The sequence below is a fragment of the Sphingobium sp. CCH11-B1 genome (assembly GCF_001556865.1).
In the GTDB taxonomy this organism is placed as follows: Bacteria; Pseudomonadota; Alphaproteobacteria; order Sphingomonadales; family Sphingomonadaceae; genus Sphingobium.
In genome coordinates, this window is sequence record NZ_LSJY01000214.1 from 49,712 (window position 1) to 68,743 (window position 19,032).

A 19,032-nucleotide genomic window follows, 5' to 3' on the forward strand; every position below is an offset into this window, starting at 1 on the left:
AGGGGCTCAGCCTCCGGTCCATGCCGGTGGCTATAGCTTCCAGGAGTCTGATGGTCATGTTGAAAGTTGCAATGGGTTTCATGTCGGCGGCGGCGCTGCTCGCTTCTGCGCCGGCGATGGCTCATGGGCAGGAAATCTCGAACGATCTGGATCGTTGCGCCCCCCAGGCAAAGGGGCCGGCGGTACTGGTCGATGTGCGCGGCTTCGCCGCCGCGACCGGCAAGGTGCGGGTCCAGTCCTATCCCGCCACGCGCGACGCCTGGTTGGCGAAGGGTGAGTGGCTCAACCGAATCGAAACCGCCGTGCGCCCGTCCGAAGGCGCGATGCGCTTCTGCATGCCGGTGCCCCAGCCGGGCCGCTACGGCATCGCCGTGCGGCACGATCGCGACGGCAATGGCAAGACGGACATCTCGCGTGATGGCGGCGGTTTTTCCAACAATCCGTCGATCAGCATCTTCAACCTCGGCAAGCCCGGGGTGGAAAAGGCCGCCTTCTATGCCGGCCCTGGGGTGACGAAAATCACGATCAACCTCAAATATATGTGATCGAACCCAGATGGTCAGCGTCGCGCTCTTGTCCAATCCCAAGTCCACGGGCAACCGGCAGACGCTTCCGCGCGTGCGCAGCTATTGCGCCAACCATCCCGACATCTTCCATTATGAAGTGGAGCATGTCGACCAGATCGGCCGGGCGTTCCAGACGATCGCCCGCGTCGATCCCGCCGTCATCGTCATCAACGGCGGCGACGGAACGGTGCAGGCGTCGCTGACCGAACTGTATCAGGGCGAACATTTCCATGGCCGGGTTCCGCCGATCGCTGTACTGCCCAACGGCAAGACGAACCTCATCGCCCTCGACCTTGGCATTCACGGCGACCCGATCAAGGCGCTGGAAAGGATATTGGAGATCGCCAAGTCGGGCGTCGAAGATCATGTCGTCGCCCGCGAACTGATCGCCCTGTCCGACGGCCAGGCGGAAAGCCGGCCGGTGCTGGGCATGTTCCTGGGCGGCGCGGGCCTTGCCGATACGATGCTCTATTGCCGCAACCAGATTTATCCGCTCGGCCTTTCCAACGGCCTCAGCCATTTCATCACCGCGCTCGCCGTGGTCTTCTCGCTGCTGTTCGGCATCCGGGCGCGCTTCCTGCCGCCCTCCAGCAAGCCGGTGCGCATCTCGCTGATCCGCGACGGCCAGCTCGCCGGACGCTTTTCCGTGCTGATCGTGACTACGCTGGAAAAGCTGCTGCTTGGCGTGCAGCCGGGCGGCAGCCGGCGCGGCAACATGAAGCTGATGGCGGTCGACCAGAGCCTGTCCGCCCTGCTGCGCCTCGTATGGGCCAGCCTGTTCCGCCGCGTGGGCAAGGCGCGGATGCAGGGCATCCATCTGGAGCAGGGCGACATGATCCGGATCGAGGGGGAACGCAGCAGCGTCATCCTCGACGGCGAACTGTTCGAAGCGACAGAGGGCAAGCCCATCGTCCTGCGCTCGACCGAGCCGGTGCCCTTTCTGCGGCTGGCGGCCTAAAGCCGCTGCGCGGGCCTCAGAGCGGTCGCCATTCCCCGATTTCGGAGATGGCAAGGTTCCGCTCCCCTATTCCCAGCGCCGCGCCGGCCGCGCGCCATTCCGCCATGTGCGCCGCCGCATTGTGGCGATCCAGCGCCGCCTGATCGACCCATCGTTCCTTTACGTGGATGAGGCCGGGATCGGCCACATCCTCGGCAAAGACATATTCGACGCACCCGTCTTCGGCCCGGCTGGCCTCTACCATGCGGGTCATGGCAGGGCGGCCCGCATCCATTTTGTCGGCGGGCAGGCGGAAGGTTCCAAGGATCATCAGCATGGCGCGACCTTAGGGCCGTTGCCCGTCAGAAGTCCAGTTCCGCGCGCCAGCCCAATATATCGACGCTATAGTCGCGCCGGCCGCCGGCGGTAATCGCCGCGTCGGTGTAAGCGAGGTGCGCGTAGTTTAGGTTGAACCGAACATATTCGATCGGCGTCCATACCAGCGCCGCGATCACGCCATTCTGCGTGCCGCCCACGATCCCCTTGTCGTTGAGGCTGAGATAGTCGTAGCGCAACGTTGCCTGCAATGCGCCCCATCCGCCGGCACTCATGGGACTGTCTGGCTTCACCACACCGAAAATACCGTTCTTGTAGCCGCGGCTTTCGCCAGTGAGGACATAGCCCACCTCGCCATAGCCGCCGAAGAAGGTCGGATCGGACAGGCCCGGCCGCGCCGCGCGCAGCCAGTGCGCCTCTCCTGCCCACCATAACGGCCCACGCTCGCCCGCAAATTCCAGCCCATAGCTTGTTTCGCCTTCCGCCAGGATGGGCGGCGTCGACAGGAACCGGCTATTGGCGCTGTGCAGATAGGCGCGCTGGCGATAGCGCTGCGGCGCCTCACCCAGCCGCTGAAGGTCGCGCCAATGGCCCGACGCGGCAAAATGCAGCTGCGTCTTGCCCAGCTTGGGCGCAATCACGATGCGTCCGTCCAGGCTGTAGCTGTTATTTTCGTCTCCGCCGTTCGCGCCGTCGCTGGCATTGGTCAGCGAATCGGCGCTGTCCGAAAAGACGCCAGCCTGCGCCAGCAGGATGCCGGACCGATATTGCGCCGACAGGCCCAGCCGCCGCTCGAAACCGAAAGCGTCGGTGAAGGCCGCCCGCTCCATCACTGCGCCGCCCGTGTCGCTGATCAGTTCGTCGAGCGACTGGAAGCTGTTGTGATTGCCCAGCGTCACCAGCCATGGCCCCTTCTCATATGTAATGAAGGTATCGACCAGTTCCACGCTGTTGTCCGACAGCTCCAGTTCCAGCTTATAGCCAAAGCCGCCGCCAAGCCGCCCTTCCCCGCCCAGCCGGAGCCGGCGGAGTTCGTTGGAATAGCCCTTTGCCCGGTCGTCGACTCCGGCGGGTGTCATCAGCAGCCCGGCATCATATTGAATGCGGCCCTTCACATGGAAACTGGCATCTCCGCGCGTGAAGACCGGCCCGCCCTTCCAGCCGATCGATGATGGCTGCTCGGCCTTGGGCGCGCTGGCGGCGGCAACCGCAACCGGGGTCGTCGCTGCCGACGCTGCCGACGCTGCCGACGCTGCCGCCGTTGCGGTCGACGTTGCCCTGCCGGCTTCACCGTTCAGCCGCACCTCCAGCCGGTCGACCTGCGCCTTCAGGGCCGCAATCTGCGCGCGCATCGCTGCGGCCTCTGCCGCATCGATCGTCTGCGCCATGGTCGAAGCCGGAAGGATGGCGAGCGCCAGCGCTGTTCCCCTTGCCAGTCGTGAACGGAACGTCATCTCTTCCCCTTCGCTGCTCCGCGCCGCCATTATGAAGTTTTAATTACGCTTGAGCGTCATTTATATTTCTGTTTTGTGACACCGGCCGGGATGCGATCGATGGTTGGCGCGGCCGCAATCGCGGGCTAATCCTGATGGCGGGATGACCATTTCCTCTCTTCTTCGCGCGCCCCGCCGTTTGGGCGGCATCGGCGCGCTGCTCGCCCTGCTGACGAGCGGCTGTTCGGACGAAGGACGCGGTCCCGTCGCCGTCAGCGTAATCGGCGATCGTGACGATCTGACGCGCCCGCTCCAGAATCTGCCCGATCCTGCCGCAAAGCTGATGCTCGAAGCCACGGCGCAGGGTCTTGTCGCGTTCGACGCCAGCGGCGACATCCTGCCCGCGCTCGCCCAGCGCTGGATCGTGGAGGATGACGGGCGCAGCTATATCTTCCGCCTGCGCCGCGCCTTCTGGGCGGACGGGACGCGCGTCACCGCGCCGGATGTCGCTCGCATGCTGATGGCGCGGATCGTGATGCTGCGGCGGCTCGACCCCAACGGGCCGTTCGACGCGGTCGAAGCCGTTGTCCCGATGACAGGCGAAGTGGTCGAGGTGCGGCTCGCGGCATCCCGCCCCTATGTGCTGCAGATGCTGGCACAACCGCAAATGGCGTTGCTGTCCCGCGACGGCGGAACCGGCCCCTATCGCCCGGTCACGCAGGGCAAACGCCTGTTCCTGACGCCGGTCGACCGCAGCAGCGGCGACGATGGCGGCAACGATCAGCCCGTCCCGGAATGGCAGACACGTGTGCTGCGGGCCGAAAGGCCAGCACTCGCCATCATCCGCTTCCGCGAAGGCGACGCTGCGCTGGTGCTCGGCGGCCGCTATTCCGATCTTCCTTTCCTGGTTCCGGCCGGCATCAACCGCGACGATGTGCGGGTCGATCCTGTGCGCGGTCTTCTGGGACTGGCGATTACAGGCTCGGGCAAGCTGCTGGACGACGATAATGTGCGCGCCGCGATCAACATGGCGATCGACCGGAGCCAGTTGCCCGCCGTATTCCCCCTGGGTGGCTGGGCCACCAGCGACCGCATCCTGCCGGACCAGATGGACCTTCCGCGTCCGCCGACCGATCCGGCATGGTCGGCACTTTCTCTGGACGACCGGCGGGCGCAGGCGCGGGCCAGCGTCACGCGCTGGCGCGCCGACAATGGCGATCCACCGCCGCTCCGCATCGCGCTGCCGCAAGGACCGGGATCGACGCTGCTCTTCGGCCTGCTGGCGCGCGACCTGGGCACGATCGGCCTCACCGTCGAGCGAGTCAGCATGCGGGCAACAGCGGACCTCAGGCTGGTGGACGAAGTCGCCGCCTATGACAGCGCCATCTGGTATCTTGGCCGGGTCGGCTGCGCGCGAAAGGTGCATTGCAGCGGTCTGGCCGATGCCCAGCTTCAGGCCGCCAGTCTTGCCAGCAACGCCGACGAGCGCATGGCTCGAATCGCGGAAGCAGAGGCGCTGATGGTCGCGCACAATGGCTATATCCCTCTCGGCGCGCCGGTGCGCTGGTCGCTGGTGTCCAAAAGGCTGAGCGGCTTTCAACCGTCGCCGCGTGCGCGCCACCCATTGAACCATCTCTTCCGCACCACCAACTAACGGTGAAGGAGACAGATGGATGGCGATTTCGCAGGATCAGTTCGACCGCATCGTGCGCGACATGCCCGGCTTCGGCCGCGATCCCGCCTCGGTCCGCCGCCGGATCGAGGCGATGGAAAAGATGCTGGAGGGGCTGTTCGTCATTCCCGGCACCACGCGACGCGTCGGTCTCGACAGTCTCGTCGGCCTTATCCCTGTTGTGGGCGACCTGGCGACGGCGGCCATGGGCGCGTGGATCGTGTGGGAAGCGCGCAACCTTGGCATGTCGAAATGGCATATCACGCGCATGGCCGCCAATGTCGGCTTCGATACGCTGATCGGCGCGATCCCTTTCGCCGGTGACGCCTTCGACTTCTTCTTCAAGTCGAACACCAAAAATCTGCGGATCATCCGCAAGCATCTCGATCGCCACCATCCCTCGACGGTGACGATCGACGCTTAACGCTTCGGCACGATCCGAATTTGCGTCCCGTCATTGACGCCGCCCTGATGCGACGGGCAGCGGCTGTAGCGCAGCTTGCGGTCCATGCAGACCCACACCTCACTCAGTGTCCCCTCGCGCGAGACGTTGAGGCGCATCATATCGGCGCTCATGCCCTTGTTCGCCGCGGCGAAGGCCGTGGCGAACGCCCGCGCGGACAGAGTCGGCCGCGCCGCGAGTTCCTTCATGTCGGGGAAACGAAGCGCCTGATACAGTTTGCGTGACAGGGCGAAGAATTTGGTCGGCGTGGTCGGCAGGCAAGTGCCGTGCTTCACCCATTCATGCTGGATCAGCTGGACCGACGGCGTGGAGCAGAGATGTTCGCGCACCACCTTGCGCGGCAGCACCGCGGCGGGCTTGCAATATTGCGGCCAGTCCTTGCCATATCCGTCAGGCCAGAGGCCATGCAGCGTAAAGCCGAAATCATTGCCCGAGCGGCACTGGAAATCATCCTTCGCGCCGCCCCTGGACCGTGCGCAATAGTCGGGTGACCAACTGACCGCGAGCGTGTAGCTGCCGATCGGCAGAACGCGCTTCGGCTCCTGCTCGGTCGGCCCTTCGACCACAGGCCGGGAAATGATGTCCGGCAAGCGACATTGCCCCGCCTGCGCCAGAGCGGCGGTCGGCGCGGCAAGCGCCAGCACGGGCAGCAATATCTTAAGCATAGGCAAAATCCAGTCCGATGTCGGCAGCCGGTGCCGATTGGGTAAGGCGTCCAACGCTGATATAGGTCACGCCCGTCTCCGCTTTCGCGCGGATCGTGTCCAGCGTCACGCCGCCCGAAGCCTCCGTCGGCACGCGTCCGCCGACCAGCGTCACCGCGCCGCGCAATGTCGGGGCATCCATATTGTCCAGCAGCAGGTGGGTCGCCCCGGCGGCGAGCGCGGGTTCGATCTGGTCGATCCGGTCGACCTCGACGATGATCCGCTCCACCCCTGCGGCGACGGCCCGCCGCACCGCTTCCTCGACCGATCCTGCGACCGCGACATGGTTGTCCTTGATCATCGCCGCATCCCACAGGCCCATGCGATGGTTGGTCGCCCCGCCCATGCGCGTCGCATATTTTTCCAGGACGCGAAGGCCGGGGATGGTCTTGCGCGTGTCGAGCAGCGTCGCCCCGGTGCCCAGGATCGCATCGACATAGGCGCGCGTCATCGTGGCGATCCCGGTCAGATGCTGCACCGTGTTCAGCGCCGACCGCTCGGCCGTCAACATCGCCCGCGCCTTGCCGCGAATGCGCAGCAAGTCGGTCCCTGCCGCCACGCTCTCGCCATCCTGATGAAGCTGCTCGATCTCCACCTCCGGGTCGAGTGCGCGGAAGAAGGCGATGGCGATCGGCAACCCCGCCAGTGTCACCGCATCGCGGCTGTCCATCACGCCTTCGAATATCGCGTCGGTGGGGATCACGGCCTCGCTGGTCACGTCCCGGCCGTCAGGGCCGAGGTCTTCGGCAAGGGTCGCCGCGACAAAGGCGTCGAGTTCGAAACCGGGAAGCGTGAACGTCACCGGATCAGTTCCGCGCGCCCAGATCGCCCTGTCCCACGCTCCCGCTCGCCATCTCCAGCATCCGGTCGAGGCTCTTCTTCGCCTGCAGACGCAACCCTTCATCCATCTCGATTCGCGGTTGCAGGTCGCGCAGCGCCAGATAGAGCTTTTCCAGCGTATTGAGCGCCATATAGGGGCAGATGTTGCAATTGCAGTTGCCGTCCGCGCCGGGCGCGCCGATGAATTCCTTGTGCGGCACGCTTTTACGCATCTGGTGGATGATGTGCGGTTCTGTCGCGACGATCAGCGTGTCGCCCGGCATGGTCTTCGCAAAGTCCAGAATGCCGCTGGTCGACCCGACATAGTCGGCATGATCGATGATATAGGGCGGGCATTCCGGGTGCGCGGCGACGGGGGCGTCGGGATGCTGCGCCTTCAGCTTCAGCAATTCGGTTTCGCTGAACGCCTCGTGCACGATGCACACGCCCGGCCACAACAGCATGTCGCGGTCGAACTTGCGCTTGAGATATCCGCCGAGATGCTTGTCCGGGCCGAAGATGATCTTCTGGTCCTTGGGGATTTGCGAGAGGATTTTCTCCGCCGAAGACGAAGTGACGATGATATCGCTGAGCGCCTTCACCTCTGCCGAGCAGTTGATGTAGCTGAGCGCGATATGATCGGGATGCGCCTCGCGGAATGCCTTGAACTGCGCGGGCGGGCAACTGTCCTCAAGGCTGCAGCCAGCGTCCATGTCCGGCAGCACGACGATCTTTTCGGGCGACAGGATTTTCGCCGTCTCCGCCATGAAGCGCACGCCGCAAAAGGCGATCACGTCCGCATCCGTCTCCGCCGCCTTGCGCGACAGTTCCAGGGAGTCACCGACGAAATCGGACAGGTCCTGGATCTCGGGAGTCTGGTAATAATGGCCCAGGATCACGGCGTTGCGTTCCTTGCGCAGCCGGTCGATCTCCGCGCGCAGGTCCAACCCCTGCAACGATCCGCCTATGCCGCCACGTGCGTCCACCCTGTCAACTCCGTATCGCCTCGATGCTCGCGCAGATAGGCGGGAGCGCCGGAGGGATCAAGGATGTTGGGGCCAATAGCCATGGAGGGGCCGCGCCGCCCCCGGCGTGCCGGCCGTCACGGCGTCGCCCAGGGCCTTGCCGGCGGGGCTGAAGGCGACGATCTCCGCAAGGGCCTGCGTGCCTATGAGAAGGCACAGGCCCCATATATAGGCGGGATGAACCCCCGCTTGTCCCGGCGCATTCCCGCCAGAATGAACAGGACGGGAAAGACCACCGCCGCCGTCCACCAGGCGACCGGCATCAGCAGCGGCATCGGCAGCAGCCGGCCGAACCCCGGCCCGGTGATCGACGCCATGGCGCAGAGCATCAGCCGGCTGTGCCAGTCCGTGCGCCGGCGCAGGCTGATCGCCCAGAAGACGATGCCAGCGAAGGTAAGGATGCCCACCGGATTGCCGATCAGGAACTCGTCGCGGGCGAAGAAAAAAGGGCCGCCATTGCCCCGGATGACGGTAAGCGTGATCGCCGTGCCCAGCCCCACCATCGCCGGCACCCATGCCAGCGCCAGCCAGCCCAGCCGCTTGTGCAGCGCCCTCGATCCCGTTGCGACCAGCCCGGTCTGGAGCAGATAGAGCATGACCCAGCCGAAGAAGGTCACGGCGTGGACATGATAAAGTACCGGCACCGCGAAGGTCGACCGATGAAACAGGATATTGGTCGAAAAACCCGCCACCAGCACCAGCGCCATGATACAGGCACTGATGAAGAAGAAACGATGTTCACGGTCGAAGACGACCCTCGCCGCCGATACCTGCGTCGCCATGATGTCCCCCGCACGCCTTCTCGCTGAACGGAGTGATATCATTACTGGCGGTGCAGCGTCAATTTTGTGCCAACCGCTTGTTATTTATGCTTTTGAAGAACTTCGTTGATCGGTGTGGTCACGTCCCACCGGTCGCGATTGGCATCCCGTCGCTCGGGCGGAAACGTCACCAGCACCCGCGCGTCGCCATAGCCGATCGCGCCCAGCGGCGCGGCCATGATCTTCGCCACGGCGGCGCGACCATATTCGCGCGCCTGCGCCATGCGTTCGGGCGACGTCGCTGAAGCCTCCGCCCGCGCCTGCGCGTGGGCGGAGGCACGCCGGCTCAGTTCCTCGCCCGCCTGGCGGGTCACGAACATGCCGTTGGTGCGCACCAGCGTCCGGCGGCTTTCATCGACATTGGGCCTGCCCGGCTTCACGTCGGGGGCGTTGACGATCAGCGTCCGGGTCTGCGCATTCCATTCCAGATCGCGCGCCGTCAGGCCCGACAGGTCGACGAAATAGTAGACCGAATAGGGCATTTTCACCACCTGATCCGATTTCAGCAGGCCAAATCCCCGCACATCCTGCGCCGTGCTCTGGATCGTGCCGTTGAGCTGCGACACGCGCAGGCTGCTCGCGCCGCCGATCTTCTCGGCGACGATCTTCGTCACCGCCGACCCGTCATCCCCGACCGACACGACATAGTCGCGATTGTAACGCTGCCACCCGACCAACATCGCGCCGCCAATGCCAAGGATCAGCAGAGCCGCCAGGATCGGCCCGGCATAGCGTTTCAGCGCATCCGCCACTGCCCGTCCCCGGCGGTTGCCACCACGCCCCGCCCGTCCAGGTCGATCAGGTGCGCCAAAACTGACCGTCCCGCCGCGCCATACAGACGGGGATCGACGCCCTTGTACATCTCCGCGACCATGGCGGGGATCGCGCTTTCCCCGTTCCGCTCCAAAAAGCGCAATATCTGCCCCTCGCGCTGCTTGCGATGGCCCATCATGCCGCGCACCAGCCGTTGTGGATTGTCGACCGGGTCGCCATGGGCGGGATAGTAGATCGCATCCTCCCGCTCCAGCAGCCGCTGCATCGAGCTCATATAGTGGGTCATGTCGCCATCGGGCGGGGATATGACGCTGGTCGACCAGCCCATCACATGATCGCCGGTGAACAGCGCCCGTTCCTGCGGCAGCGCGAAGCAAAGATGGTTGGACGTATGGCCGGGCGTCGCCACCGCCTCCAGCGTCCAGTCCGACCCGACCACCATCTCCCCGTCCCGCAGCACGCGGTCCGGCCGATAATCCGCGTCGAACGCTGCGTCGGCGCGCGGGCCGTCATCCTCCAGCGTCAGCGGCGCGCAGCCAACGACCGGCGCGCCCGTCGCCTGGCTCAGGGGGCGGGCGGCGGGACTATGGTCGCGGTGCGTGTGGGTGCACAGGATGGCGACGACGCGCCGTCCGGCGATGGCCGCGCCCAGGGCCGCCAGATGATCCGCATCGTTCGGGCCTGGATCGATGACCGCCAGTTCATCCGTCCCCACCAGATAGGTCTGCGTGCCCGTATAGGTGAAGGGCGACGGGTTCGGCGCCAGCACGCGATGCACCAGGGGAGAGAGCGACATCATGATGCCGGTCGGCAGATCGGCCGGATCGAAGGGTGTTGCCATGCGTCCCATGTGCGCATCTGGCCAGGAAATTCAAGATGGAAGACAGCGGCGAGCGGCCCTGGCGCGCCGCTTTTGCTATTGCGCGCCGTCTGTGCTACACACTTCGGGCTATAGTCGCAAATCGACGGTCTTCGGCGCTTTGCTGCTCCCTCTTCCTTCTTTCCCTGCCCCTTTAGCGAACCGGCGCGTCCACACGGGATGCGTCGCGCAGAAAGAAAGGACGCTCATCATGAGCAGCATTACCGGCACCGTCAAATTCTTCAACGCGGACAAGGGCTATGGTTTCATCGCCCCCGACAATGGCGGCTCCGACGCCTTCGTGCACATCAGCGCGGTGGAACGCGCCGGCCTCGCCACCCTGCGGGAGAAGGACCGCGTGTCCTACGACCTTGAGCAGGACAAGCGCGGCAAGATGGCGGCCGTCAACATCGCCCACGCCGAATAATCCGACCGGTGGCCGGTCTTGCGGCCGGCCACCCTCGCCCAACCCATCGCCACAGGAGGCCAAGCTGTCCAATCCCGACTATCGGGCGCTCGCCGCCCAGGCCCATAGCGACGCGGAATCCGCGACGCTCGACAATGTGCGCGACCGTTTCCTGCGGGCGGAATCCGCCTGGCTGACCATGGCGCGGCGGCAGGACGCGACGGACGCGGCACGCGCCCGCCGTGACGCGGAAACGCAGGCGCGGAACCTGGCGGTGTCCGAAGAGGGCTGAGCCCTTTGCCCTGTCCTAGCGGCGCATGGGTTGCTAGGCTCCCGCACATGCTCGCCGTCCGCCTCCCCTCCCGTTCCGCCGCTGTGCCGGTCGCACCATTATTTCCTATCGGCGCATGAAAATGTCGATTTCTGCGGGAAATATGCGAAGTTAAGCGCGCAATGTCCTACAACGGCCCTGCCATCATCGAACACTGGCGCGCCCATCTGGCGCTGGATCGGCGGCGCTCCACCCATACCGTGCGTGCCTATGTCGCGACGGCTGAACGGCTGATCGCCTTCCTTGAAGAGCATCGCGGCGAACCTGTCACCGGCACGCTGCTCGCGGCGCTCGACCAGGCCGACCTTCGGGCCTTCCTCACCCGCCGGCGGCTGGACGGGATCGGCAATCTGTCGGCCGCTCGCGAGCTTTCGGCCGTGCGCGGTTTCCTGACATTCACAGGCGGCGAAAACGCCCGCGTCCCCCAGTTGAAGGGCCCACGCGTCAAGCGCGGCCTGCCCCGTCCCGTTTCCCCCGACGAAGCCGTCGCGCTGGCCGGGGACATTGCCGAAACGGCGCGCGAGGGATGGATCGGCGCGCGCGACTGGGCAGTGCTGCTGCTGCTCTACGGCGCAGGCCTGCGCATTGGCGAGGCGATGGGCCTCAACGGCGATGTCCTGCCGCTTGGCGACACGCTGCGCGTCACGGGCAAGCGCAACAAGACGCGCGTCGTCCCGCTGCTGCCGCAAGTGCGCGCCGCGATCGAGGCCTATGTGGATCAATGCCCCTGGCCCACAGCACGTGAAGAGCCGCTGTTCCGTGGCGCGCGCGGCGGTCCCTTGTCCGCCGCCCTCATCCGCCGCGCGGTGCAGGGCGCGCGCGGCCGCCTTGGCCTTTCGGAACGCACGACGCCCCACGCGCTCCGCCACAGCTTCGCGACGCACCTGCTGGCGCGCGGCGCGGACCTGCGCTCGCTCCAGGAACTGCTTGGCCATGCCAGCCTGTCCTCAACGCAGGTCTATACGCAGGTCGACGCCGCGCATCTGCTCGACATCTACCGCAACGCCCATCCCCGCGCCTGAGGCAGCCATCAAAGCGCCGCAATTAGCCAGCAGGCTGCATCCCCCAGTCATGGTCGGGACATGCATCGATGCTGCGTTTCCTTCTGCTCCTGCAAGCCGTTGGCAGCGGCGATATTCCGGCAGATTTCGACCTGGCGAAGGTGAAGCCGTCTCCGGATTCCAATGCCATCATTGTCACCGCGCGCCGGCCGGGCCAGCGGATCGAGCGAGAGCCGGTCAGCAACGAGCCGCCTCTGGGCCGGGCCGAAATCAGGCTGTTCGGCAATGTGAAGGGCAATGTGCATGTAGAAAGCGAGGGCTTCGGCAACGGCACCGTGTCGCAACGCGTCATGGTGGGGATCAAGCTCCCTTTCTAGGGGCCTGACCGCGCGGCTTCCATGTCGCCAGCCGCCACAGATACAGAATCACAGCGGCGACGACGCAAACCGTCGCCGCCGGTCCCACATATTTGTCGATCTCGCTGAAATTGCGGCCCAGCAGATAGCCGGCATAGGCAAGAATGATGTTCCAGATCAGCGACCCGCCCGCCGTCCACAGCAGGAAGCGGATATGCCCCATCCGAAAAAGCCCGGCGGGCAGCGAGATCATCGTCCGAAAGGCGGGCATGAAGCGGAAGACGAAAACCACGATCTGGCCATATTTGCCGAACAGCCGGTCAAGCGCCTCCACGTCCTGCCATTCCAGCGTCGCCCAGCGGCCATAGCGATCCACCAGCGGCTTCAACCGCGCGAAGCCCAGCAGGTGCCCCACCAGATACCAGAAATAATTGCCGAGGGTCGTCCCCACCGTGCCCGCCAGCAACAGCCACTCCATCGCCATCCGGCCCTGGCCCACGCGGATGCCGCCGATCCCCATGATGAGTTCGGACGGAATGGGGGGAAAGACATTCTCCAGCACCATCAGGAGGCCGATGCCCCAATAACCGCCGGCGTCGATCAGGCGCAGCACCCAGTCGGTCATGCTGTATGGCTCACAGGCAGGAGGGAATGGGGGCGGTCACGCGACGACAACGCGCAAACGCCCGCTCCGTTCAGTTGGCGGCCCGCTCCGCCAGTCGCGCATCGATTGCGTCCCAGATCATGCTGCCCGTATCCGTCCCGTCGAACGCGTCGATCGACACGATCCCGGTGGGCGATGTGACGTTGATTTCCGTCAGCCATTCGCCCCCGATCACGTCGATGCCGACGAACAGCAAACCGCGCGCCTTGAGTTCCGGTCCAAGCGCGGCGCAAATCTCGCGCTCCTTGTCGGTGAGTTCGGTCTTCGCCGCCGATCCGCCCACCGCCAGGTTGGACCGGATCTCGCCCTTGCCCGGAATGCGATTGACCGCGCCCGCGACTTCCCCGTCCACCAGCACGATGCGCTTATCGCCTTCCGCGACGCCGGGGATGAACGCCTGAACCATGAAGGGCTCGACCCAGCTTGCGTTGAACAGTTCGACCAGCGACGACAGGTTGGCGCCATTGCGGCCGACATGGAACACCGCCACGCCGCCATTGCCATAAAGCGGCTTCACCACGATCTCGCCATGCTGCTCGAGGAAGCTGCGCACTTCGGCCAGGTCGCGGGTAATCATCGTCGGGGGCATGAAACGGGCATAGTCCAGCACGAACAGCTTTTCGGGTGCGTTGCGGACGCTTTCCGGGTCGTTCACCACCAGCGTCTCTGCCTGCACCCGCTCCAGCAGATGCGTGGCGGTGATGTAGCTGAGGTCGAACGGCGGATCTTGCCGCATCAGCACCACGTCCACATCGCGACCCAGGTCCAGCACCTCTTCCGGCCCGAACGCGAAATGATCCCCCACCACCTTCTGCACCTTCACCGGGCGCGCCTTCGCCAGCACGCGGCCGCTGCGGAAAGTGAGATCAGGCGCAAGATAGTGATAGATCCTGTGCCCCCGCGCCTGCCCCGCCAGCATGATGTGAAAGGTGGAATCGCCCGCGATCTTGATCCCCTCCATCGGGTCCATCTGCACGGCGACGGTCAGCGGGTTGAGTGTGGTCATGCGCTCGACGTCCTTCCTTATCCGTTCGTGCTGCTTAGGGGCTGGGCGAAGGCCAAGACCCGTATCGAAGCACCGTCCCGCACCACCCTTCGATACGCCCGTCGACGATGCTCAGGGGGCTCCTCGGGGCGAACGGAGGTGTTGGGATCACCCTCCATGCCAGACGTTCGCCAGATGGCGTGGCGGGCGGCCCGGCGCAAGGAGGATTACGTCTATCCGCATGTCGTCGCCTGCCTTGGCAAGCTCATGCCACAGGATTTCCGCCGCTGCGGCAACCCGCGACAGTCTCCGCTCGTCGATAGCGATATCCAGTTCCGCCGCGGTCGCCCGCGCCTTCACCTCGACGAAGGCCAGCATCGCGCCCTTTCGCGCGACCAGATCGACTTCGCCGGCAGGCGTGCGCAGTCGCCGCCCGACAATCTGCCATCCCTTGAGGCGCAACCACCAGGCAGCGATGCGTTCGGCCTGACGCCCCCGCTTTTCCGCCGCCTGCTTCTTCATCCCTTCAATTCCATTGCCCGGTCATAAAGGGCGCGGCGGTCGAGGCCCAGCTTCTTCGCCACCTCACCAGCCGCCTTGGACACGGGCAGCCGGGTCAGCGCCTCTCGCAGCGCCGCGTCGGCATCCTCGGCGCTGGCCGGGGGCGCCTCTCCCGGGGGGCCGACTGTGACCACGATCTCGCCCTTTGGCGGAGCATCGGCATAGCGCGCCGACAGCTGCGACAGCGTGCCCGTCGCCGTCTCCTCGAACGCCTTGCTGATTTCCCGGCTGACCGCCGCGTCCCGATCGCCCAGATGCGCCGCCATGGCCGACAGGCTTTCCGACAGGCGCGGGCCGCTTTCGTAGAAGACCAGTGTCGCGCGCAAGGCGGCGATTTCGTCCAGCGCGTCGCCCCGCGCTTTCGCCTTGGCCGGCAGGAATCCCATGAACAGGAAGCGGTCGGTCGGAAGCCCCGACAGCGTCAGCGCCGCAATCGCCGCGCTCGGTCCGGGCAGAGTGGTAATCTTGCGCCCGGCCGCCCGCGCATCGCGCACCAGCTTGTAGCCGGGATCGGAGATCAGCGGCGTGCCGGCGTCCGACAGCAGCGCGACCGATTCGCCGGCCATCCGTTCGACCAGCCGCTGGCGGACGCCTTCGGCGCTATGGTCGTGATAGGGGATCATCGGCCGATCCGACCCTGCATGACGCAGCAGCCGCGCGCTCACACGCGTGTCCTCCACCGCGATCACGGCTGCGCGGCGAAGTATGTCTGCCGCGCGCGGGGTCAAGTCTCCAAGGTTGCCGATCGGCCCTGCGACGATGTAAAGCCCGGGCTCAAGCCCCGAAGGTTCAGTTTCCATAAGGACGCCAGATGACAGAGACGGACGCCGCCCGGCAAGCCCCCCGGCAGGCCCATATGTTCGCCGCACTCAAACGGGGCGTCCGTATCGCCTTTGCCGCCAGCGCGCTGACCCTGGCCGCCTGTCAGTCCATCGTGCCGAAGGGGCAAGCGCCTACCGCGCCCACTGCGCCCGCTCGCCCCACCGGGCCGGATGTCGTACAGGGCCTGCCGACCGACACGGCGCGGCATCGCGTCGCGCTGCTGGTGCCGACCACAGGCCCCAATGCCGGCGTGGGCCAATCCATCGCCAACGCCACCACGCTGGCGTTGATGGACACCAAGACCGACAAGGTGCGCATCACCACCTATGACACAGCGCCCGGCGCAGCGGCTGCCGCGTCCCGAGCGTTGGCCGATGGCAACCGCCTGATCCTTGGCCCCCTTCTGGCGGAGGACGCGCGGATCGTCGGGCCGATCGCCGCGCGCGCCAACGTGCCGGTCATCAGCTTTTCCAACGACGCCAGCATCGCGGGCGAAGGCGTCTATGCGATGGGCTATAATCCCAGCCAGTCGATTGAACGGGTGGTCAGCTTCGCTCGCGAAAAGGGATTGAGCCGCTTCGGCGCGCTTGTGCCGCGCGGCGTCTATGGCGAACGCTCGGGCAATGCGCTGCTGCGTGCCGTGGAGCAGGCGGGCGGAACGGTCGTGTCGATGCAGACCTTCGACCGCAGCCCCGCGTCCATCACCGCCGCGGTCAAGAAGCTGCAGGCATCCTCCAGCTATGACGCGCTGCTGATTGCCGACAGCGGTCGCGTGGCAATCCAGATCGCGCCGATCGTGCGGAAGAATGGCGGGGCGAGCGCGCGGCTGCTGGGCACCGAATTATGGAATGCGGACACTTCGCTTGCTGCCAGCCCGGTGCTGCGAGGCGCGTGGTTCGCCAGCGTATCGGATGGGCTCTACCGGCAACTCGCCAACAAATACCGCGCCCGTTACGGCACCGCGCCGTTCCGGCTCTCGTCCCTCGGCTATGATTCAGTGTTGCTGACGGTGCGGATCGCGCAGGACTGGCGCCCCGGAACTCCCTTCCCCGTCGCCCGGCTGCGCGACGCCGGCGGCTTTTCCGGCATCGACGGGGCGTTCCGCTTCGGCCGCAGCGGCGTTGCGGAACGCGCGCTGGAAGTGAATGAGGTGGGCGCCGGCGCCTTCAGCGTCGTCGATCCGGCACCGCGCGGCTTTGGCGAATGAGGGATAGCCGGGCAGGCTGAACGCCCGCCCGGTCCCTTCGGTCAGAAGCGGACGCGCACCCCGCCATAGGCGGATCGGCCATAGGTGCCGTATCCGTAGGCGGTCGTATAATCCTCATCGAACAGGTTATCGATCCGGCCATAGACTTCCAGATGCTCGCCGATCGGCAACGAGGCACGTATCCCCGCAAGCGCGTAGCCGTCCAGCCGGCGCGTATTGGCGGCATTGTCGAAACTGTCGCCGACCATGGTGATCGTCGCTCCCGTCGACAGGCCGAACGACCAGACATAATCGGCCGACACGCTCGCCTGATTGACGGCGCGCCGGGCCAGCCGATTGCCAAAGGTCGCCGATCCCGCCGAACGGTCGCGCGCGTCGATATAGCTGTAGCTGGCCGTCACCGTCAGCACATCCACCGGTCGCAATGCGATCGACCCCTCCACGCCCTTGGCGCGGGTGCGGTCGATATTGCCGTAAGTGAATGTGGCATTGTCGTAATTTATCTGATCGCGCGTATCCCGGCGGAAAGCGGTGAGCGACAGGGTGGCGCGCCCATCGTCCAGGCTCTGGTCGAACCCGATGTCATAGCTTTTGGACCGTTCGGGGCGCAGCGCCGCGTTGCCGCTGAACGTATCGTAAAGTTGATAGAGCGATGGGGCCTTGAACCCTTCGCCATAGCTCAAGCGGACATTCGTCGCCCCCGCATTGGGCGAATAGTTGGCATTCGCGCCGAACGTAGTCGCGCCACCAAACTGGCTGTGGTCGTCGTGACGTACGCCGCCGGTGATGGCAAGGCCCGCAAACGGCTTCAGGATGGCAAGGCCATAGACGCTGTCGATGTTGATCCTGGCGCTGTCGGCCGACCCGAAGCCGAAAAAGTCATAATCCGGCCGTTCATGCTCGTACCCGACGATGAACCGCGCGGCGTCGACCGGGGCATAGACGCCCTCATATTCGAAGCGAAGGTTCGTGCCCTTGTACCCATAGTCCGGATCGGTCCCGCGCACGAAATAATAGTCCCGGTCGTTGCGCAGATAGGTGACGGCGGCGCGGTTGGTCAGCTTGCCGTCCAGCAAGGCAAGGTTCAGCCCCGCATAGCCCACATATTGGTCCAGCTTCGATACGTCGCTGCTGTCGGCCGGCACGCCGAAGAAGCTGTCATAATCAAGGTCGGCGTGGATATAGTAGCCGCGCAAATCCAGGCTCAGCGCGTCGCTGAAGTTGAGCTTGAGCCGGGCGTTGGTCGCGATATTCTCATAACCGTCGCGCTCCGTGCCTCCCGCAGCCGACGATATGCCGTCCGTGCGGAAATAGGCAGCACCGAGGCCGCCCGACGCTATCCCGCTCGTACCCGACACGTCCGCCTTGGCGTTGACCGTGTCGCTATAGCCATATTCGGCGGACGCATTGGCCCCATAGCCTTCCGAGGGCGTGCCGGTCATGATGTTGACCACGCCGCCGATTGCCTGGCTGCCATAGACGACCGAGTTGGATCCGCGCAGCACCTCGATCCGGCGGATATTGCCGGTCAGCAGCGGACCGAAATCATAGCCATCGCCGATGCCGCTGGGATCGTTGACCTTCACCCCGTCGATCAGCACCAGTGTCTGCGTGGTTTCCGCGCCCCGCAGCGACACGCCGGTCGCGCTTCCGATGGAGCCGGTCCGGTTGAAGCGGACGCCCGGCGTCGTGGCGAGCAGGTCGACGACGTCGATCGCCTGCCGGGTCTTTATCGTCTCCGCATCGATGACGGTGATCGCCTGCCCCACTTCGTCGCGCGGCTGTTCTATGCCGGACGCGGTTACGACGATCTCGTCATCCTGCGCCAGTGCAGGCACCGCCACGAGCAGCGCTGCGAGTGAAATTCCCCATTTTATCATGTTCATTGCCCTGAGCGTCAAAGCGACTGGTCAAGGCCGGAGCGTCCGCGCAAGCGGTCATGCCAAGCGAAGGGCGACGCCAATGTCCCCGCGCGCGTCACGATGCGGCTCCGGCCGCATGGCGTCGCTCGACGGAAAACCACCGTGCCCCGGCCATCCCCTGGACCAAAGCAAGAGCGACTATGCGCCGGCAGGTCTCCTGGCTTGCGGGTCTTCGCGATGATGCGGCCGCCTTCCCGGACACAAGGATCCAGTGGCGGGCCGATAGGGCCACGACGCATCATGCTCACCGCTCACAGTTGCAGGGACAGCCGTGGAATCGGGTACTATCCCCCTCACCACATTCCCGTTTTCAGCCCTGGAAAGGGCACCGGCGCGAGTCAGCGCAGCAGCTCAAAGCCGCCGCGCCT

22 protein-coding genes and 1 riboswitch are annotated in these 19,032 nt (G+C 65.5%); of the genes, 9 read left to right on the forward strand and 13 right to left on the reverse strand.

The features are described 5' to 3' along the window. The first annotated feature begins 50 nt into the window (after positions 1-50). Both AX724_RS22185 and AX724_RS22190 read left to right on the forward strand, forming a co-directional pair. The gene (locus tag AX724_RS22185) at positions 51-545 is read left to right on the forward strand and encodes a DUF2141 domain-containing protein (RefSeq protein ID WP_066771437.1); all 495 of its coding nucleotides are present in this window, start codon (positions 51-53) and stop codon (positions 543-545) included. A gap of 10 nt (positions 546-555) precedes the next feature. Continuing rightward, complete coding sequence (locus AX724_RS22190; RefSeq protein WP_066771438.1) at positions 556-1,524, forward strand: diacylglycerol/lipid kinase family protein; 969 nt, start codon at positions 556-558, stop codon at positions 1,522-1,524. A gap of 16 nt (positions 1,525-1,540) precedes the next feature. Here the strand turns inward: AX724_RS22190 and AX724_RS22195 are convergent, their stop codons facing one another. Both AX724_RS22195 and AX724_RS22200 read right to left on the reverse strand, forming a co-directional pair. Continuing rightward, positions 1,541-1,840, reverse strand: coding sequence for a putative quinol monooxygenase (locus tag AX724_RS22195; RefSeq protein WP_066771443.1), 300 nt, complete (start codon positions 1,838-1,840; stop codon positions 1,541-1,543). A gap of 25 nt (positions 1,841-1,865) precedes the next feature. Continuing rightward, a complete protein-coding gene (locus tag AX724_RS22200) occupies positions 1,866-3,293 on the reverse strand; it encodes an OprO/OprP family phosphate-selective porin (RefSeq protein WP_066771603.1) in 1,428 nt (475 codons plus the stop codon). A 142-nt stretch (positions 3,294-3,435) separates the two neighbouring features. On the opposite strand from AX724_RS22200, the gene AX724_RS22205 reads away from it, so the two are divergent. Beyond that, positions 3,436-4,926: an ABC transporter substrate-binding protein gene (locus tag AX724_RS22205; RefSeq protein ID WP_066771446.1), complete on the forward strand. Its 1,491-nt coding sequence runs from the start codon at positions 3,436-3,438 to the stop codon at positions 4,924-4,926. A gap of 19 nt (positions 4,927-4,945) precedes the next feature. Next, positions 4,946-5,368: a DUF4112 domain-containing protein gene (locus tag AX724_RS22210; protein WP_066771449.1), complete on the forward strand. Its 423-nt coding sequence runs from the start codon at positions 4,946-4,948 to the stop codon at positions 5,366-5,368. Here AX724_RS22210 and AX724_RS22215 read toward each other — a convergent pair. From AX724_RS22215 to AX724_RS22240, 6 genes are all read right to left on the reverse strand, one after another. Next, entirely contained in the window at positions 5,365-6,072 is a 708-nt protein-coding gene (locus AX724_RS22215; protein WP_066771451.1) for a ribonuclease T2 family protein, read from the reverse strand. The two genes, AX724_RS22210 and AX724_RS22215, sit on opposite strands and share 4 nt — an antisense overlap. Beyond that, positions 6,065-6,913, reverse strand: a complete 849-nt coding sequence (gene nadC, locus AX724_RS22220) for a carboxylating nicotinate-nucleotide diphosphorylase (protein ID WP_066771454.1) — start codon at positions 6,911-6,913, stop codon at positions 6,065-6,067. Before nadC ends, AX724_RS22215 begins: the two co-directional genes overlap by 8 nt. Positions 6,914-6,917: 4 nt before the next feature. Next, a complete protein-coding gene (gene nadA, locus AX724_RS22225) occupies positions 6,918-7,916 on the reverse strand; it encodes a quinolinate synthase NadA (RefSeq protein WP_082733642.1) in 999 nt (332 codons plus the stop codon). 182 nt (positions 7,917-8,098) lie between these two features. Then, on the reverse strand, positions 8,099-8,737 hold the full coding sequence (locus AX724_RS22230; protein ID WP_231736797.1) for a hypothetical protein: 639 nt from the start codon (positions 8,735-8,737) through the stop codon (positions 8,099-8,101). 80 nt (positions 8,738-8,817) lie between these two features. Beyond that, positions 8,818-9,528, reverse strand: a complete 711-nt coding sequence (locus AX724_RS22235) for a DUF4230 domain-containing protein (protein ID WP_066771456.1) — start codon at positions 9,526-9,528, stop codon at positions 8,818-8,820. Beyond that, positions 9,513-10,391: an MBL fold metallo-hydrolase gene (locus AX724_RS22240; RefSeq protein WP_066771465.1), complete on the reverse strand. Its 879-nt coding sequence runs from the start codon at positions 10,389-10,391 to the stop codon at positions 9,513-9,515. The genes AX724_RS22235 and AX724_RS22240 overlap by 16 nt, the downstream gene beginning before the upstream one ends. 229 nt (positions 10,392-10,620) lie before the next feature. On the opposite strand from AX724_RS22240, the gene AX724_RS22245 reads away from it, so the two are divergent. The 4 genes from AX724_RS22245 to AX724_RS22260 all read left to right on the forward strand — a co-directional run bounded on the left by AX724_RS22245 (position 10,621) and on the right by AX724_RS22260 (position 12,524). Continuing rightward, the gene (locus AX724_RS22245; RefSeq protein ID WP_066771467.1) at positions 10,621-10,836 is read left to right on the forward strand and encodes a cold-shock protein; all 216 of its coding nucleotides are present in this window, start codon (positions 10,621-10,623) and stop codon (positions 10,834-10,836) included. Continuing rightward, a complete protein-coding gene (locus tag AX724_RS24670; protein ID WP_231736798.1) occupies positions 10,781-11,107 on the forward strand; it encodes a hypothetical protein in 327 nt (108 codons plus the stop codon). Before AX724_RS22245 ends, AX724_RS24670 begins: the two co-directional genes overlap by 56 nt. Positions 11,108-11,268: 161 nt before the next feature. After that, a complete protein-coding gene (locus tag AX724_RS22255) occupies positions 11,269-12,168 on the forward strand; it encodes a tyrosine recombinase XerC (protein WP_066771470.1) in 900 nt (299 codons plus the stop codon). Between the two features lie 68 nt (positions 12,169-12,236). Beyond that, positions 12,237-12,524 (forward strand): hypothetical protein, encoded by a 288-nt coding sequence (locus AX724_RS22260; protein ID WP_066771473.1) that lies wholly within the window; start codon positions 12,237-12,239, stop codon positions 12,522-12,524. Here AX724_RS22260 and AX724_RS22265 read toward each other — a convergent pair. The 4 genes from AX724_RS22265 to rsmI all read right to left on the reverse strand — a co-directional run bounded on the left by AX724_RS22265 (position 12,508) and on the right by rsmI (position 15,513). Beyond that, positions 12,508-13,128 (reverse strand): DedA family protein, encoded by a 621-nt coding sequence (locus AX724_RS22265; RefSeq protein WP_066771476.1) that lies wholly within the window; start codon positions 13,126-13,128, stop codon positions 12,508-12,510. The genes AX724_RS22260 and AX724_RS22265 overlap by 17 nt on opposite strands. Positions 13,129-13,198: 70 nt before the next feature. Then, positions 13,199-14,173 carry a glutathione synthase gene (gshB, locus tag AX724_RS22270; RefSeq protein ID WP_066771478.1) on the reverse strand — a complete coding sequence of 325 codons (975 nt, stop codon included), beginning with the start codon at positions 14,171-14,173 and terminating at the stop codon, positions 13,199-13,201. A 147-nt stretch (positions 14,174-14,320) separates the two neighbouring features. Next, positions 14,321-14,674 carry a YraN family protein gene (locus AX724_RS22275; RefSeq protein ID WP_066771480.1) on the reverse strand — a complete coding sequence of 118 codons (354 nt, stop codon included), beginning with the start codon at positions 14,672-14,674 and terminating at the stop codon, positions 14,321-14,323. Further along, the gene (gene rsmI / locus AX724_RS22280; protein WP_066771483.1) at positions 14,671-15,513 is read right to left on the reverse strand and encodes a 16S rRNA (cytidine(1402)-2'-O)-methyltransferase; all 843 of its coding nucleotides are present in this window, start codon (positions 15,511-15,513) and stop codon (positions 14,671-14,673) included. Before rsmI ends, AX724_RS22275 begins: the two co-directional genes overlap by 4 nt. Before the next feature lie 11 nt (positions 15,514-15,524). Between rsmI and AX724_RS22285 the strand changes: the two genes are divergently transcribed. Beyond that, positions 15,525-16,742, forward strand: a complete 1,218-nt coding sequence (locus tag AX724_RS22285; protein WP_066771486.1) for a penicillin-binding protein activator — start codon at positions 15,525-15,527, stop codon at positions 16,740-16,742. Between the two features lie 41 nt (positions 16,743-16,783). Here the strand turns inward: AX724_RS22285 and AX724_RS22290 are convergent, their stop codons facing one another. Continuing rightward, positions 16,784-18,622, reverse strand: a complete 1,839-nt coding sequence (locus tag AX724_RS22290; protein ID WP_066771489.1) for a TonB-dependent receptor plug domain-containing protein — start codon at positions 18,620-18,622, stop codon at positions 16,784-16,786. A 172-nt stretch (positions 18,623-18,794) separates the two neighbouring features. Continuing rightward, positions 18,795-19,012, reverse strand: a riboswitch (cobalamin riboswitch). Positions 19,013-19,032: the final 20 nt, after the last annotated feature.

Coding starts and splice junctions, on each gene's coding strand:
- AX724_RS22185 (WP_066771437.1), top strand. CDS start 51: ATGGTCATGTTGAAAGTTGCAATGGGTTTCATGTCGGCGGCGGCGCTG.
- AX724_RS22190 (WP_066771438.1), top strand. CDS start 556: ATGGTCAGCGTCGCGCTCTTGTCCAATCCCAAGTCCACGGGCAACCGG.
- AX724_RS22195 (WP_066771443.1), bottom strand. CDS start 1,840: ATGCTGATGATCCTTGGAACCTTCCGCCTGCCCGCCGACAAAATGGAT.
- AX724_RS22200 (WP_066771603.1), bottom strand. CDS start 3,293: ATGACGTTCCGTTCACGACTGGCAAGGGGAACAGCGCTGGCGCTCGCC.
- AX724_RS22205 (WP_066771446.1), top strand. CDS start 3,436: ATGACCATTTCCTCTCTTCTTCGCGCGCCCCGCCGTTTGGGCGGCATC.
- AX724_RS22210 (WP_066771449.1), top strand. CDS start 4,946: ATGGCGATTTCGCAGGATCAGTTCGACCGCATCGTGCGCGACATGCCC.
- AX724_RS22215 (WP_066771451.1), bottom strand. CDS start 6,072: ATGCTTAAGATATTGCTGCCCGTGCTGGCGCTTGCCGCGCCGACCGCC.
- AX724_RS22230 (WP_231736797.1), bottom strand. CDS start 8,737: ATGGCGACGCAGGTATCGGCGGCGAGGGTCGTCTTCGACCGTGAACAT.
- AX724_RS22240 (WP_066771465.1), bottom strand. CDS start 10,391: ATGGCAACACCCTTCGATCCGGCCGATCTGCCGACCGGCATCATGATG.
- AX724_RS22245 (WP_066771467.1), top strand. CDS start 10,621: ATGAGCAGCATTACCGGCACCGTCAAATTCTTCAACGCGGACAAGGGC.
- AX724_RS22255 (WP_066771470.1), top strand. CDS start 11,269: ATGTCCTACAACGGCCCTGCCATCATCGAACACTGGCGCGCCCATCTG.
- AX724_RS22260 (WP_066771473.1), top strand. CDS start 12,237: ATGCTGCGTTTCCTTCTGCTCCTGCAAGCCGTTGGCAGCGGCGATATT.
- AX724_RS22265 (WP_066771476.1), bottom strand. CDS start 13,128: ATGACCGACTGGGTGCTGCGCCTGATCGACGCCGGCGGTTATTGGGGC.
- gshB (WP_066771478.1), bottom strand. CDS start 14,173: ATGACCACACTCAACCCGCTGACCGTCGCCGTGCAGATGGACCCGATG.
- AX724_RS22275 (WP_066771480.1), bottom strand. CDS start 14,674: ATGAAGAAGCAGGCGGCGGAAAAGCGGGGGCGTCAGGCCGAACGCATC.
- rsmI (WP_066771483.1), bottom strand. CDS start 15,513: ATGGAAACTGAACCTTCGGGGCTTGAGCCCGGGCTTTACATCGTCGCA.
- AX724_RS22285 (WP_066771486.1), top strand. CDS start 15,525: ATGACAGAGACGGACGCCGCCCGGCAAGCCCCCCGGCAGGCCCATATG.
- AX724_RS22290 (WP_066771489.1), bottom strand. CDS start 18,622: ATGATAAAATGGGGAATTTCACTCGCAGCGCTGCTCGTGGCGGTGCCT.